General features: G+C 37.1%; 14 protein-coding genes. 2 read left to right on the top strand and 12 right to left on the bottom strand.

The annotated features are described in order from the left end of the window. Positions 1 to 9: 9 nt before the first annotated feature. Positions 10 to 1,530, bottom strand: coding sequence for an aldehyde dehydrogenase (adh, locus tag QNH24_RS25540; RefSeq protein ID WP_283870099.1), 1,521 nt, complete (start codon positions 1,528 to 1,530; stop codon positions 10 to 12). Positions 1,531 to 1,770: 240 nt separating this feature from the next. On the opposite strand from adh, the gene rluF reads away from it, so the two are divergent. Together rluF and QNH24_RS25550 are read left to right on the top strand one after the other, a co-directional pair. After that, positions 1,771 to 2,472 (top strand): 23S rRNA pseudouridine(2604) synthase RluF, encoded by a 702-nt coding sequence (gene rluF, locus QNH24_RS25545; protein WP_283870100.1) that lies wholly within the window; start codon positions 1,771 to 1,773, stop codon positions 2,470 to 2,472. A 22-nt stretch (positions 2,473 to 2,494) separates the two neighbouring features. Then, on the top strand, positions 2,495 to 3,214 hold the full coding sequence (locus QNH24_RS25550) for a DUF6904 family protein (RefSeq protein WP_283870101.1): 720 nt from the start codon (positions 2,495 to 2,497) through the stop codon (positions 3,212 to 3,214). A 41-nt stretch (positions 3,215 to 3,255) separates the two neighbouring features. Here the strand turns inward: QNH24_RS25550 and QNH24_RS25555 are convergent, their stop codons facing one another. The 11 genes from QNH24_RS25555 to QNH24_RS25605 all read right to left on the bottom strand — a co-directional run bounded on the left by QNH24_RS25555 (position 3,256) and on the right by QNH24_RS25605 (position 13,969). Continuing rightward, positions 3,256 to 3,753 carry a cupin domain-containing protein gene (locus QNH24_RS25555; protein WP_054771404.1) on the bottom strand — a complete coding sequence of 166 codons (498 nt, stop codon included), beginning with the start codon at positions 3,751 to 3,753 and terminating at the stop codon, positions 3,256 to 3,258. Between the two features lie 180 nt (positions 3,754 to 3,933). Next, entirely contained in the window at positions 3,934 to 4,641 is a 708-nt protein-coding gene (locus QNH24_RS25560; protein WP_283870102.1) for an ABC transporter ATP-binding protein, read from the bottom strand. Further along, on the bottom strand, positions 4,641 to 5,420 hold the full coding sequence (locus QNH24_RS25565; protein ID WP_283870103.1) for an ABC transporter ATP-binding protein: 780 nt from the start codon (positions 5,418 to 5,420) through the stop codon (positions 4,641 to 4,643). The genes QNH24_RS25560 and QNH24_RS25565 overlap by 1 nt, the downstream gene beginning before the upstream one ends. Next, entirely contained in the window at positions 5,420 to 6,355 is a 936-nt protein-coding gene (locus QNH24_RS25570) for a branched-chain amino acid ABC transporter permease (protein WP_283870104.1), read from the bottom strand. The genes QNH24_RS25565 and QNH24_RS25570 overlap by 1 nt, the downstream gene beginning before the upstream one ends. Positions 6,356 to 6,367: 12 nt before the next feature. Beyond that, positions 6,368 to 7,243, bottom strand: coding sequence for a branched-chain amino acid ABC transporter permease (locus tag QNH24_RS25575; RefSeq protein WP_054771403.1), 876 nt, complete (start codon positions 7,241 to 7,243; stop codon positions 6,368 to 6,370). Positions 7,244 to 7,444: 201 nt separating this feature from the next. Then, the gene (locus QNH24_RS25580; protein ID WP_283870105.1) at positions 7,445 to 8,677 is read right to left on the bottom strand and encodes an ABC transporter substrate-binding protein; all 1,233 of its coding nucleotides are present in this window, start codon (positions 8,675 to 8,677) and stop codon (positions 7,445 to 7,447) included. A gap of 480 nt (positions 8,678 to 9,157) precedes the next feature. Next, positions 9,158 to 9,760 carry a class I SAM-dependent methyltransferase gene (locus tag QNH24_RS25585; RefSeq protein WP_283870106.1) on the bottom strand — a complete coding sequence of 201 codons (603 nt, stop codon included), beginning with the start codon at positions 9,758 to 9,760 and terminating at the stop codon, positions 9,158 to 9,160. Positions 9,761 to 9,847: 87 nt separating this feature from the next. Then, the gene (locus QNH24_RS25590) at positions 9,848 to 11,656 is read right to left on the bottom strand and encodes a CotH kinase family protein (RefSeq protein WP_283870107.1); all 1,809 of its coding nucleotides are present in this window, start codon (positions 11,654 to 11,656) and stop codon (positions 9,848 to 9,850) included. 38 nt (positions 11,657 to 11,694) lie between these two features. Continuing rightward, entirely contained in the window at positions 11,695 to 12,378 is a 684-nt protein-coding gene (locus QNH24_RS25595) for a DUF4956 domain-containing protein (protein ID WP_283870108.1), read from the bottom strand. Between the two features lie 19 nt (positions 12,379 to 12,397). Continuing rightward, positions 12,398 to 13,099: a polyphosphate polymerase domain-containing protein gene (locus tag QNH24_RS25600; RefSeq protein ID WP_283870109.1), complete on the bottom strand. Its 702-nt coding sequence runs from the start codon at positions 13,097 to 13,099 to the stop codon at positions 12,398 to 12,400. A gap of 12 nt (positions 13,100 to 13,111) precedes the next feature. Beyond that, a complete protein-coding gene (locus tag QNH24_RS25605; protein ID WP_283870110.1) occupies positions 13,112 to 13,969 on the bottom strand; it encodes a peptidylprolyl isomerase in 858 nt (285 codons plus the stop codon). Positions 13,970 to 14,013 lie beyond the last annotated feature (44 nt).

Consider the following 14,013-nt stretch of genomic DNA (forward strand, 5'->3'; position numbering starts at 1 on the left):
CCCTACTGATTAGAAGAAACCTAGTTTGTTTTCACTGTAGCTAACTAATAAGTTCTTCGTTTGTTGGTAATGAGATAACATCATCTTATGATTTTCTCGACCAATACCTGACATTTTGTAGCCCCCGAATGCAGCATGTGCAGGATAAGCATGATAACAGTTTGTCCAAACACGTCCTGCTTGAATACCACGACCAAATCGATAAGCTGTATTCATATCACGTGTCCATACACCTGCACCTAAACCATACAATGTGTCATTCGCAATTTCTAATGCTTCCTCTTTTGTTTTAAACGTTGTGACAGCAACAACTGGACCGAAAATTTCTTCTTGGAAAATGCGCATTTTATTATTCCCTTTGAAGACAGTTGGTTTAATGTAGTAGCCCTTTTCAAAGCCTGAACCTACATTGTTCTTCTCTCCTCCAATTAGACATTCAGCGCCTTCCTGCTTACCAATATCTAAGTAAGAAAGGATTTTTTCCATTTGCTCGCTTGAAGCCTGAGCACCCATCATTGTATTTGGATCAAGTGGATTTCCTACTTTAATGGCTTCTACACGCTGTAAGACACGCTCCATAAATTTATCGTAAATAGATTCCTGGATTAATGCGCGAGAAGGACATGTACATACTTCCCCCTGGTTTAGTGCGAATAGTACAAAGCCCTCTACTGCTTTATCTAAAAAGGCATCATCTTCATCCATAATATCCTCAAAGAAAATATTTGGTGACTTACCGCCTAATTCTAATGTAACTGGAATAAGGTTTTGTGAAGCATATTGCATAATTAGGCGACCTGTTGTTGTTTCACCCGTAAAGGCAATTTTACCAATTCGTGGATTAGATGCTAGCGGCTTTCCTGCCTCTAGACCAAAGCCATTCACAACATTTAGGACACCTGATGGCAATAAATCTTCTATCAATTCAAGAAGCACCATAATCGAAACTGGTGTTTGCTCTGCAGGTTTTAACACCACACAGTTTCCAGCTGCAAGTGCAGGTGCTAACTTCCAAACAGCCATTAATAGTGGGAAATTCCAAGGAATAATTTGACCAACTACTCCAATTGGCTCATGGAAGTGGTAAGCAACTGTATCATTATCGATTTGGCTTACTGCACCTTCTTGTGCACGTAAAGCACCTGCAAAATAGCGGAAATGATCAATTGCTAGAGGGATATCTGCATTTAATGTCTCACGTACCGCTTTCCCATTATCCCATGTTTCGGCAACGGCTAGCTTTTCTAAATTTTGCTCCATACGGTCCGCTATTTTAAGTAAAATGTTTGCACGTTCTGTTGCGGATGTTTTACCCCACGCATCTTTTGCGGCATGCGCTGCATCAAGTGCAAGTTCAATGTCCTCAGCTGTGGAACGCGCGGCTTGTGTAAAAACTTGTCCAGTAACAGGAGTGATATTATCAAAGTATTGACCTTTCACAGGGGGTGTCCATTCTCCACCAATATAATTATCATATTTCTCTTTGAATTGAACTACCGATCCTTCAGTGTTTGGAAATGCATAAACCATTTTACTTCTCCCCTTTACACAAAATAATGAGAAAATATCTACAAAAACTATTATTATATATCGAAATAACAATAATTTCATAGAAACCCTCTTACTCAATATATTGTCAGAAACGAAAAATAATTTCAACTTTTTTAAAAATTTTACGATTAATTTATTTTTATTAGAAAAGCTTCTAGCATTCACGGTGTAACCAACGATAATGTATACTTAAATTATATAAATGTATAGGAGAACAATATGCGCATTAATAAATATTTAAGTGAAGCTGGCATCGTCTCTCGTCGTGGTGCGGATAAATGGATTGAGGAGGGAAAAGTAACTATTAATGGAGAGGTCGCCACTGTTGGCAGTAAAGTCGAAGCTGGTGATGTTGTTTGTGTTGATGGAAAAGAGGTAAAGAAAGAGGAACAGTTCGTATATATTGCCTTAAACAAGCCAGTTGGAATTACTAGTACAACTGAACGTCATATAAAAGGGAATGTCGTTGATTTTGTCAATCATCCTCTACGAATTTTCCATATTGGACGTCTGGATAAGGAATCAGAGGGACTATTATTATTAACGAATGATGGAGATATAGTAAACAAAATTCTTCGTGCAGAAAACCATCATGAAAAAGAATATATTGTGCAAGTTGATAAACCCATTACGGAGCAATTCATCAAGAAAATGGGGGCTGGTGTAGATATTTTAGATACGACAACCTTGCCATGCCATGTAGAAAAAATATCAGATAAAGTTTTTAAAATCATCTTAGAACAAGGTCTAAATCGTCAAATCCGCCGTATGTGTTCAGCTCTCGGTTATTCCGTTAAGCGTCTACAACGAATTCGTATCATGAATATCAAACTTGGGCATTTAAAGGTTGGGCAATGGCGTGATTTAACGGACAAGGAACGAGCAGAACTATTCAAACTACTTCAATACACACCTAAATAAAGCATGTTAAGGGGAGAGAATTATGCTTTCAATACAAAGCACTGAACTGTTAACAGGAGCACGTATTAGCGGTGACTTTTGGGATTTAGATGAGCTCATCAATGCTATTCACAAAATAACAGGGGATGAAAACAAATATTATGATTATCAAGGTTCTCGTCTTCGTATCTTGAATGTTTGCTACAATTTACGCCAAGCTACTAAGGGGGAGCGTCAACTAGAATTTGTCAGTAATGGCCTTACTAAAAGTATTTTGACACAGCATGAATTAATTTTCCCTAATAAAAACGCCTATTTCTCAACAGAGATACTTTGGCCTGAGCTTATTTTTATGGCCATTGCATTAAATGACTTTATTCAACTGCACAAAGAGTTAATCGATTCTTCTGATTGGAATATTGATGTTGCTGCCATACGTAAATTCCAGGCGGCAGTTGCTGATTGCCTTGAACAAGAACTAAATGAGGAAGAGTATTTAGTATTTTTAAGAATGGTGCATACGAAAAATCCCTTAACATTTCGCTATGCTACACAATATATCGATATACTGAACCTAGAGTATATTCAATTAAGCTGGGAGGAACGGAAAGCGCATTTGGCGGCATTTGCTTTGCGCATAATGTTAGAGGATGATGAATATGTATCCCTTAAATCTCAGCTAATGGAAGCTGCCATTTCTACAAAAAAAGCATTACATGATATTGAAATAAAGACCAATTACCCTGAAAAAATTATGTGGTAAACAGAATGTGCCGTCTCAGCTAATTGTGAGACGGCACTTTTTTATCGAATCGATGGATAAGCCATTTTTCGAATAACACCCTCATGCTGAGGATAATCAGCTAAAAGCTCATCCTGTGTGAATAATTCAAAGTCCTCAAAATCAAAGCCTGGTGCCACCATGCAACCAACTAAACTAAATGTATCTGGTTCCTCTACAGAGGAGCCAAAAATGGTATTTTTCGGCACAACTATTTGTGGTACTTCCCCTGTCTCAACATCTAAGCCTAATTTTCGTGCCTCATATGTACCATCTGGGAAAATCATATGAACTGTCAGAGGACTTCCTGCGTGATAATACCAAAGCTCATCTGATTTCAATCGATGCAAATGAGAGATATCCTGCGAACGTAGTAAGAAATAAATACTAGTATAAATCGGTCTTTGCACATCTCTAACCGCTATATCCTCAGAAGCTCGAAACGAAGATATATAAAATCCTCCCTCCGGATGCTCCGCTAAATTTAGCTTTTCTATAAAATATTGTGCTGAATACTTCATAACCTCACTCCTTTTGTTCACCTTACCAAATTATAAAGGAAGAATGCTACTGCTATCCGTCTCTTTTACGTTTCTATCCTTCACTTATAACATTCTATCCGTTACTTTTGAGTTCCTATCCTTCACCTCTCCGACTTTCCACACGCAAAAAGGCACCTCTACATTGAGATGCCTTCTCTCTTATAAACCGCCTAAATACGCTGCCTTTACTTGTTCACTTTCTTGTAGCTCTTTTGCTGTACCAGAAAGAACAATACGCCCTGTTTCCAATACGTATGCACGATTAGCTACTGACAGTGCCATATTGGCATTTTGCTCAACAAGCAATACTGTAGTACCCTCTTTATTGACCTGTTCAATAATATTAAAAATATTTTTTACCATGAGCGGCGCAAGCCCCATTGAAGGCTCATCCATTAATAACAGCTTGGGTTTTGCCATTAATGCACGCCCCATTGCAAGCATTTGTTGCTCACCGCCAGATAATGTTCCTGATTGCTGTTTACGACGCTCTAGTAAACGTGGGAATAGCTCAAAAACGTGGTCCATATCTTTTTTTATGCCTGCCTTATCATTACGAAGATAAGCCCCGAGCTCCAAGTTTTCTTCTACTGACATATTGGCAAAGACACGACGCCCCTCAGGAACATGCGAAATACCAGATTTCACAATTGACTGAGCTGCCTTCCCTGCAATAGAGAAGCCCTCATATTCAATAATGCCCCCCTTAGGTTTTAGCAAGCCAGACAATGTTTTTAATAATGTACTTTTACCAGCACCGTTCGCACCGATTAATGTGACAATCTCACCCTCGTTTACTTCTAAAGAGAGGCCCTTTAATGCTTGTATATTTCCATAAAATACATCTATATTTTGTACTTTTAGCATTAGCTGATAACCTCCTCACCAAGGTAAGCTTCAATTACCTTTGGATTGTTGCGTATTTCCTCTGGTGTCCCATCAGCGATTAGTTGACCATGATCGAGCACATAGATCCGTTCACAAATGCCCATAACTAAGCTCATATCATGCTCAATAAGAAGAATAGTCAAGCCAAATTCTTTTCGAATAAACGCTATTAACTCCATTAAATCATGTGTTTCCTGTGGGTTCATCCCTGCTGCTGGCTCATCAAGTAATAACAGCTTAGGCTTTGCTGCAAGGGCACGAGCAATTTCTAATCGACGTTGCATTCCGTATGGCAAGTTTTTTGCCAGCTCATCTTTATAAATATCTAGACCAAAGATTTTTAAAAACTCAATGGATTGAAGCTCCATTTCTGCCTCACCTTTAAAATGATTTGGCAAGCGGAAAATGGAGGACCACATTGAATGCTTAGCAAGCGAATGATTTGCTACCTTTACATTATCTAGAACGGACAGCTCTTTAAATAAACGGATATTTTGGAATGTACGGCTTATCCCCTTTTGTGTAACTTGATATGGAGCAAGCCCATTTAGCTTTAAACCATCAAATATAATAGTGCCCTCAGTTGGCGTATAAACACCTGTCAGCATATTAAAGCTTGTCGTTTTCCCGGCACCATTTGGTCCTATAAGACCGACTAACTCTCCCTGATTTAGGTACATATTAACGCCCTGTACAGCCTTTAATCCACCGAATTGAATGCCCATATTTTCAACATTGATAAGAAGGTTTCCAGTCATTATTTTGTACCTCCTTTTTTACCAAACTTAAATAAATCCGTAATTTCCTTTGTTCCCATTAAACCCGTTGGACGGTACAGCATAACAACAATTAATACTAAGCTGTAAATAATCATACGTGTCTCTGGGAAGTTTGCGAGGTATGCTGAAATCACAGTTAGGAAGATCGCAGCAATAACAGAGCCCGAAAGACTTCCTAATCCACCAAGTACAACATAGATTAAAATATCAAATGATTTTAAGAAACCAAAAGTAGTTGGCTGAATAATATAAAAATTATGTGCAAATATTGCCCCTGCAAGTCCAGCGAAGAAAGAACCGATAGCGAAAGCTACTACTTTATAATAAGTAGTATTAATACCCATCGCATCTGCTGCAATTTCATCCTCACGAATAGAAATACATGCGCGTCCATGGCGAGAATTCGTAAAGTTTGAGATTACTAGAATTGTTAAAAAAACACCTATGAATGCATACGTCCAATTGGATAAATATTTAACCTGCATCCCTGCTGCCCCACCTACATAATCCGTATTTAAGAAAATAATACGAATAATTTCTGCAAAACCAAGTGTAGCAATCGCTAAATAGTCACCCTTTAATCGTAATGTTGGAATACCAACAATTAATCCTGCAACTGCTGCAGCTAGTGCCCCTAAGAAGATTGCTAATGGGAATGGCAGCATAAGCTTTGTTGTAATAATAGCAGAGATATATGCCCCTACTGCTAAGAACCCCGCATGTCCGATTGAAAATTGACCTGTAATCCCAATAACAATATGCAAGCTGACCGCAAGCATAATGTTAATACACATTGTTATTAGCATATTTTGATAGTAAATATCAAGTGCACCAGAGGTAATAAGAATTTGTACAACTGCATAGATGACTAGCGCTAATACGGCATAGCCCCAGAAAACTTTAGACTTTTTCATAATACCGCTCACCTACACTTTCTCACGGGCATTTTTACCAAAGATACCCGATGGTCTGAAGATTAAAATTAAAATTAAAATAACGAATGCTGCCGCATCACGCCATAAAGAGAAGCCAAGCGCACTCACTAATGACTCCACTACACCTAATAACATGCCGCCAACCATAGCACCAGGAATAATTCCTATACCGCCAAGAACGGCTGCGATGAACGCCTTAACCCCAGGAATAACCCCCATTAAAGGATCGATTTTCGTATAATATACACCAAAGATAACGCCTGCAGCTCCTGCTAATGCTGAACCAATAGCAAATGTCGCTGAAATAGTATTATCAACATTAATTCCCATTAAACGAGCTGCATCCGCATCATGAGAAACGGCACGCATCGCCTTTCCGATTTTTGTTTTATGCACGATGAATTGTAAAAGAAACATCAGTACAACTGCGACAGATAAAATTAAAATGGATGTACTGCTGATTTGAACGCCGAAAATATCAAATGATTTATTTTTAATGACATCAGGATATGCTTCTGGTTGCGCACCTCTGAAGAAAATCGTCGTATATTCGATTAATAGTGAAACACCAATTGCAGTAATTAATGCAGCAATACGTGTTGCATTTCGTAAACGCTTATATGCAATACGTTCAATGAGAACACCAAATATTGCACAGATTGCCATTGCCAATAATAGTGCTGGGAAAAAACCAAGCTCCCATTTAGCAATTGCGTAAAAGCCAATAAATGCCCCAATCATGAAAACATCGCCGTGGGCAAAGTTAATCAGCTTAATAATCCCGTATACCATCGTATACCCTAACGCTATTAATGCGTAGATACTACCTAGTGAAATACCATTCACAAGCTGCTGTATCCATTCCATGAGCGTTCACTCCTTTTACTTTTTGAAAAATGCAAAAATGGGACGTACTCTACATGGTATTATTGAATGCAGAATAAATTGTGTCCCTCATCAAAAGTTTTTTCCAATTCCTTTTGCTAGAATCTATGTTTTTGCAAACTCTAGATATATCTACTACACATAAAAAAGGAAGGCGTGTTTACCCGCCTCCCCCTACAAACATTAAGGATTAACTTTAGAGTTGAACACTTGTTTACCGTCTTGGAATTCAAGAACTGTTGCTGTTTTAATTGGGTTATGTTGTTCGTCAACTGAGAAAGTACCTGTTACTAAAGAAAGATTTTCTGTTTTTGCTAATGCATTTTTAATTGCTTCCCCATCTGTAGAGCCTGCACGCTCAATAGCATCTGCAATATAATAGATTGAGTCATAGCCAAGTGCATTGAATGCATCAGGTGCTTTATCCTTGTTCGCAGCTTTAAATGCTTTTACGAAGTCTTGAATTTTTTGATCTGGGTCTTCCGCAGAGTAGTGGTTTGTAATATACGTATTATTAAGCGCTTTCTTACCAGCTAGCTCTACTAATGTTGGTGAATCCCAGCCATCAGCGCCCATCAATGGAACATCTATACCCATTTCACGCGCTTGTTTAACAATTAAACCAACTTCTTCATAGTATCCAGGGATAAAGATGAAGTCAGGTTTCGCTCCTTTAATATTCGTTAACTGTGTACGGAAATCAGCGTCTTTAGCTACATACGCTTCTTCTTTTACGACTTTACCACCATTTTTAGTAATTGTTTCTTTAAATGATTTTGCTAGACCTTTAGCATAATCAGATGCATTGTCAGCAAAAATAGCTACATTTTTCGCTTGCAATTCATTAGTGGCAAAGTTTGCAGCTACAATCCCTTGGAATGGATCAATAAAACAAGTACGGAATGCATATTCGTTAACGCTGCCATCTTCATTTACTGTAATATTTGGGGCTGTCCCAGAACCAGTAACAATTGGAACTTTCTTGTCGTTGGCAATTTGCACTGTTGCAACTGTATTACCAGAAGTTGCAGGAGCTAGCATGGCTACTACTTTATCCTGTGTTATTAGTTTAATGGCTGCAGCAGTTGCCTCTGAGTTTTCTGATTTGTTATCAACTTTAATCAGCTCGATTTTTTTCCCATCGATACCACCTTTGTCATTAATCTCTTTAACAGCAAGCTCTGCACCTAATCCAATCGAAGATCCATAAGAAGCTACGTTCCCTGAAAGCTCTAAGTTTGCACCGATTTTTATTGTATCGCCATTAGATGAACCTCCACCTGATGAACCACCTGAGGATGAGCTTCCTCCTGAACTTGAACTATCTCCAGCACCACAACCAGCAAGTACACCAGCAAGTAATGAAGTAGCAACTAAAAGTGAACCGAACTTTTTAAGCTTTTTGTTCTCTTTCATAATTATATTCCCCCTGAAAATTTCTCAAATATTAGATATTTCTGATAATTATAAACAATTAAATGCAATTCCTCAATAGCGAAAATAATTATTTATAACTATCTAAAACTGAATTAAATATTATTCATTTAAGCCTTTTACATTGTAAAACATTCTTTATATTTAGTCTAGAGTGATTTTTCAGTATAATTAGTTATTTAAGAATAATCTATTAATTTTCATTTTATATTTGTATAAACCTATTATTTTAATTTGTTTTTTTATAAAAAAATCTTTTATATGAAGTCCTTTTTTTGAAAATTGAATGATTTAGTTCAAAAGAGTCAACTATTAATATGTTTTTAATTTGGAAATACTCCATTCCAATTACTATACAAAATCTATATTATATGTTTATTTCCGGGAAAATAAATGCTGCATTTACTACCTAACATTTGAGTAACAATACCAATAAACACTAAAAAACTTAGAGTGGATGCTCTAAGCTTTTTTTAACGCAAACACACAGAGGCGCTCGTTTATATTTTTTTCATTTTCTAAATGAACCTCATGGATTAATTCAAATGGTGTTCCATGGAGTAAAAACTGCAAATAATCATATGGTGGGTAGTAAAGAATAATATGAATCTCACGCATGTGTTGCTCATATGATTTCCAAATATTATGAATGACTGTACGGAAAATATGAATAGAGAACGGGTTGAAAAAAAAGAAAACTGTGTCGCTTGGTTGAATTAAATATTCTTCCGCTATTGTATGAATAAAGGAGATGGGTATAGGAGCATTATTTTTTTGAAGATAGCTCTTTTTATTACTCTCTGCTTCTGCATAAAAACCTGCATCCATTTCAATTCCAATTGTCTGGATATGAAATTTATGATGCACATAAATAGGAACTCTTCCTTTTCCACATCCCATATCAATAAACACTGGATTTTCAGGCATTTGATAGCCGGAAAATAATTGTTCTAGGCCCGTATATGGTGTTGGCTCGTAGCGATGATAATGCGCAAGTTTAGGAAAACCATACTGTTCACCAACTGTATTAATATGCAAATACTTATCATATTGTTGTTCATTCATACTAGTTGACTCCTCAAAAAAAGAATGCTTAATTTTAGCACGATAAAAAGCAAAACCATACCCAAAAGTTTTGGATATGGTTATTTTTTAACGACCTCTTCGCTTGAATTTAAGAACACCAAGAAGGGCAGCTATTAACAGGGTAAAACAGACGATTATTGTAATCACTGTATTTTTATCAATGACCGTTGCTTGATTTAACTGTTCATTATTTTGACCAGGCATTCCCATCGGTCCACCATTTTGATCGGGTTTTTGCATTGGACCAGGGCGCTCCCCTTGATTATTGCCATCCTGATTGAAAGGAGGAAGCTGAGAAGGATCAAAATCCTCTGGTAGCTGACTAGGGTCAAAATTCTCATGCATAGGGTTGCCATTCACATCACCATTATCATTAGGATTAGGCATCCCTATATTACCTTGTGATGTTGACGCTTCTACAACAAGCTCGCCAGACAATTGCTTTAAAATAGATGCTGATCGTTGCTTAGCAAATTCCGGGAGACTATTTTCCCCTTCTACGGCCTCTAAAAATTGCTCAGTTGTAGAGAATTTTGTAGGGTCTGCTTCCACATAAGTTGTTAATAACACTGCTAACTTTTTAGTAATGCTTTGGATATATTCTTCTGTTAAGTAATTAGTAGCCACTTCCTCTAAATAGCCTTCATATTTAGCACGATATTCTTCATTTGAGAGTAAGGCATTTAATAGCGGTCTATCCTCTAATGTTACGCCAGATACAGGGGTACTCACACTAAAATTAATAGCACTATCTTCCATAAGATTGCCAGACAACCCCATCTCCATATTGAATCCACCCTGCTTTCGGTCACCGTTTGGCTGCTGTCCTTGTTGTTGAACGCCATTATTTGGAAACTTCATATTGGGTTTCTCCAATTGCTCATTCATCTGTGCATCTCCCAATTTTTTCTTTTCAGCATCGGCTGGAATTTGATTATTGTCACCCATTCTACCGCCAACACCAAAGCCACCAAAGGACATATTAAAATCCCAGGGTATAATCGAAAACACACCATTGTCTTCATACAAATAGTAATTGTGTTTCATATTGCCCTGATAACTATCAAGGCTTACAAGTGCGGTGTTCATAGCAAAATAACGTAACATTTCATCGACATCAATATATTTTTCAATATCACCGCCACTATTGATGGCCTCAATCATTTCAATGAACTTTGATTGATCAACATTGCCTTCATTCGTTTTTAAACCAATCCCCGTGTAATCAGCAATATTATCACTTATATATTTCAAATCACTGCCTGTCCCATCTGGCTTAAACAAAAATCCATCATTAGAGCCGTAGTTATTTGCCAGGAATGTTTCATCTACTGCCTCTACACCTAAAAATAAGCCTCGTTCTTCCCCATTTACAGTGACATACATATAGGAATTGGCAGGTGTAGGTAATCCCATTTGTTCCATCAGTTCATAAGAAATATATTCTCTCATCAATGTCGAATCACTAAAATTATTATTTAAGTTTAATTTTTTCAATCCATATAAGCTTTGCGTATCATCATAGTAATCGAAATCGATTTTTAAGCTATATCGATCCGAGTCACTACTTACAACAGAGTGTAGTGATGAACTTCCTTTCGTACGAATTGCTACTTTCTCTATTCTCTTACCATTGACTGTGATATTGGCTTGCTTTAGCTCCTTATCTGTCGCATTTTCCAGCATGTCTGCCCAATCTTCCTCAGCAATCTCAATATCTACCGTTGTTACTTTATTTTTATTAAACACAATATTCTCATAAGAAAACTCGGTATTTTTGGTTTCAATGCCTATGTTGGGAAGTACAGCATACAATACGACAAAGAGGAGTAGTAGAATTGCCATACAGAGATAGACAACTCTTGCTTTAATCATGATTTTCACCTCTCTTCATAGGTTTCTAAAAGTGCTAACTAAGCTGTGAAATTACCATCGTAACTAAGCATTACTGCTGATTTTACTCCAGGTACTTTTGTAAGATTGTCCATCAATTTGGCATCATTTTGTTTCACACGAATTTCATAGGTTGTTTCAATTTCATCATGTTGCATAATAGATTTTGATTTTAAGGAGAATTTTTTAGATTGTGTAGCTATAATTCTTTCTACTTCATCACAAGCTAGTTCTTCTTCAAATTTCACAATTAATAAATATGGATTTTCCACAGTAATTTTGTTTACAAAGACCAGTAGCACAAGCCCAATTAAAACTGCACCAATAATAACAAGTGGTATAAACCCTGCACCACATAGAATCCCAGAAACGATTGCCCAGAAAAGATAGACTAAATCCATAGGGTCTTTAATGGGTGTTCGGAAACGCACGATTGATAACGCACCAACCATACCTAACGATAACAACACGTTTGAACTGATTCCCATAATAACGAGCGCAGTGGCCATTGTCATAATTAGCAGTGAAATATTAAAAGAATGGGAGTAAATTACACCATTAAAGGTCTTCTTATATACAGCGTAAATAAAAAGTCCAACAAAGAAGGCTACTACTAGGCCAATAACTGAATCTATTAATGAAAAAGATGTTGTTTTTTCTAAAAAGTTAGATTTAAAAATATCACTAAACTTGATTGTATCCATTGTTCATTTCTCCTTTATATTAGCCGTACATTCGACTAAGTTGATATTTTGAATAGGCTTCTGCACGTGTATCTACTGATTGCAGCAAATACTTAATCATATCTGGTAAGTAGTCATCATATTTCACCTCTAAAATAACTAGGTTTGGTTCAAGTACATCCACCATAGGTAATTTGGTATTAAACATATCTGTATTACGGAGACTTGACTGTACCTTACTATCAAAGGTGATTCTAACGTTTCCATAAGCATACATATAAGCCTCTCGCTCATAATCGACGACCGTAACTGGCTTCAGTTGGTTATACTTTACTTCCTGATATAAATCACGAATTAATGGACGTTGATCTTCTTCCATCCAAGATGTTTCCCCACTACGCATTTTTTCATATTCCTTTCGAGAGATAGCACACTTTGTTTTAAAGGTAAGATTATTACGCTTACTTTTCCTTTCCAAATTAATAATGGTTGAGGATTTATCGTAAATTCGTACCCGGTATTTATCACGGTTGATATACCCCTCCTTTTTCTCATTAAGAACCTTATTAGCAAAATTATCGAAGTAAGTGCTGCGAATTAAATATTTACCATCCATCCCTGCATGCTTGTCTAACTGCATCACATGCCGCAGTTTGGATTTTAATAAGGCATAGTCGGGATAAGAAATTGCTTGTTTGATCTCCCTTCGACCGTTTGGATTAAACGAAGTTATAGTAGACATATAAACCACTCCTTATTTTCTCTCGATTTTGTATTCCTCTTGTTTTTCATCTAGCCAAGATGTATATTTTTCATTTATCTGCTCTTCAAGAATAGTGGCATAAACATCAGCTTTGACATCCTCGAGTACTGCCTCTTTTGCAGGTACCTTATCGGTTACTTTAATGATGTGATAGCCTTCAGATGTTTGAACAATATCACTAATGCTATTTTTCTCAAGACCGAATACTACTTCCTCTAATGCCTCGTCCATTTGACCTCGACTAATAGTACCGATGTCACCACCATTTTCACTTGTTGCTGAATCTATTGAATATGCCTTCGCTAGCTCTGAAAAATCCTCACCAGCTTTTAGCTTTTTCAGTACATCCTTTGCCGTTGTCTCATCCTCCAATAAAATTTCACTTGCTACAACCTCTTCTTGCTGTCCATAGCTCTCCTTATTGTTATCAAAATATTGAGCTACTTCCTCATCTGTAATATCTATGCCTGTAGCAATAACATTTTTGGTAAGCTGGTATATGCGAATATTTTCTTTTACACTTTTCTCTGTAAGTCCATTAGCTTCCAAAGCTTCCTGTAAGGCTTCTTCACCACCATATGACTCCATTAATTCTTCATACTCTGATTGAATACTGTCCTCTGATACAGTGACACCTAGCTTTTTTGCCTCAAGCTCAACCATTTTGTTCGTGATTAATGTTTCAAGCACTTCAGTACCGTATTGTTCACGCAACGCATCATCTAATTCCGCTTGTAGAATTTTCTCTCCATCCACCTTTGCTACGTACCCACTGCCTCCAGCACAACCGGCTAGTAGCATGACGAATCCAGCAGATAAGATTAGCGTTCGGAAAAGCCTATTTTTCATAGCATGATTCCGCCCTTTCTTTTAGCTTCTCGTTTACAAAGCCT

It is taken from the genome of Lysinibacillus pakistanensis, assembly GCF_030123245.1.
GTDB classification, from domain to species: domain Bacteria; phylum Bacillota; class Bacilli; order Bacillales_A; family Planococcaceae; genus Lysinibacillus; species Lysinibacillus pakistanensis.

Coding starts and splice junctions, on each gene's coding strand:
- adh (WP_283870099.1), bottom strand. CDS start 1,530: ATGGTTTATGCATTTCCAAACACTGAAGGATCGGTAGTTCAATTCAAA.
- rluF (WP_283870100.1), top strand. CDS start 1,771: ATGCGCATTAATAAATATTTAAGTGAAGCTGGCATCGTCTCTCGTCGT.
- QNH24_RS25550 (WP_283870101.1), top strand. CDS start 2,495: ATGCTTTCAATACAAAGCACTGAACTGTTAACAGGAGCACGTATTAGC.
- QNH24_RS25555 (WP_054771404.1), bottom strand. CDS start 3,753: ATGAAGTATTCAGCACAATATTTTATAGAAAAGCTAAATTTAGCGGAG.
- QNH24_RS25560 (WP_283870102.1), bottom strand. CDS start 4,641: ATGCTAAAAGTACAAAATATAGATGTATTTTATGGAAATATACAAGCA.
- QNH24_RS25565 (WP_283870103.1), bottom strand. CDS start 5,420: ATGACTGGAAACCTTCTTATCAATGTTGAAAATATGGGCATTCAATTC.
- QNH24_RS25570 (WP_283870104.1), bottom strand. CDS start 6,355: ATGAAAAAGTCTAAAGTTTTCTGGGGCTATGCCGTATTAGCGCTAGTC.
- QNH24_RS25575 (WP_054771403.1), bottom strand. CDS start 7,243: ATGGAATGGATACAGCAGCTTGTGAATGGTATTTCACTAGGTAGTATC.
- QNH24_RS25580 (WP_283870105.1), bottom strand. CDS start 8,677: ATGAAAGAGAACAAAAAGCTTAAAAAGTTCGGTTCACTTTTAGTTGCT.
- QNH24_RS25585 (WP_283870106.1), bottom strand. CDS start 9,760: ATGAATGAACAACAATATGATAAGTATTTGCATATTAATACAGTTGGT.
- QNH24_RS25590 (WP_283870107.1), bottom strand. CDS start 11,656: ATGATTAAAGCAAGAGTTGTCTATCTCTGTATGGCAATTCTACTACTC.
- QNH24_RS25595 (WP_283870108.1), bottom strand. CDS start 12,378: ATGGATACAATCAAGTTTAGTGATATTTTTAAATCTAACTTTTTAGAA.
- QNH24_RS25600 (WP_283870109.1), bottom strand. CDS start 13,099: ATGTCTACTATAACTTCGTTTAATCCAAACGGTCGAAGGGAGATCAAA.
- QNH24_RS25605 (WP_283870110.1), bottom strand. CDS start 13,969: ATGAAAAATAGGCTTTTCCGAACGCTAATCTTATCTGCTGGATTCGTC.